This is a genomic window from Cellulosimicrobium sp. MI9406 (assembly GCF_040595865.1).
Lineage (GTDB): Bacteria > Actinomycetota > Actinomycetes > Actinomycetales > Cellulomonadaceae > Cellulosimicrobium > Cellulosimicrobium funkei.
The window spans coordinates 1-634 of sequence record NZ_JALIZI010000017.1 but is presented as its reverse complement, the minus strand read 5'-3'; the positions used below and the strand labels follow the sequence as shown (position 1 = coordinate 634).

General features: G+C 70.2%; 1 protein-coding gene. It reads left to right on the top strand.

All coding sequences use genetic code 11. From position 1 onward, the window contains the following. Nucleotides 1-634: glucosamine-6-phosphate deaminase (gene nagB, locus MT994_RS19285; protein WP_354807602.1), on the top strand; the 634-nt coding region annotated here is incomplete at both ends.

The window sequence follows — 634 nt, the reverse complement described above, 5'->3', positions numbered from 1 at the left end:
TGGCGACGGGGTCGTCGCCGTTGAAGGTGTACGACGAGCTGGTGCGGCGTCATGTGCAGGAGGGGTTGTCGTTCGCGGGGGTGCGGGCGTTCATGCTGGACGAGTACGTGGGGTTGCCGGTCGATCATCCGCAGCGGTACCGCAACGTGATCGAGACGGAGATCGCCTCGCGTGTGGACTTCGCTCCGGGTGCGGTGCAGGGTCCGGACGGCAACGCGGAGGACCTGGTGGCGGCGTGCGCGGCGTACGAGGAGTCGATCGCGGGGGCGGGGGGTGTGGACCTGCAGATCCTGGGGATCGGGACGGACGGGCACATCGCGTTCAACGAGCCGGGGTCGTCGTTGGCGTCGCGGACGCGGATCAAGACGTTGACGGCGCAGACGCGCGAGGACAACGCGCGGTTCTTCGGTGACGACGTGGAGCGGGTGCCGCGGCACTGTCTGACGCAGGGTCTGGCGACGATCATGTCGGCGCGGCACCTGGTGCTGCTGGCCACGGGCAAGGGCAAGGCGGAGGCGGTGCACCAGCTGGTGGAGGGCCCGGTGAGCGCGATGTGGCCCGCGACGATCATGCAGATGCACCCGCACGCCACGGTCCTGGTCGACGACGCGGCGGCCTCGCGCCTGCAGCTGGG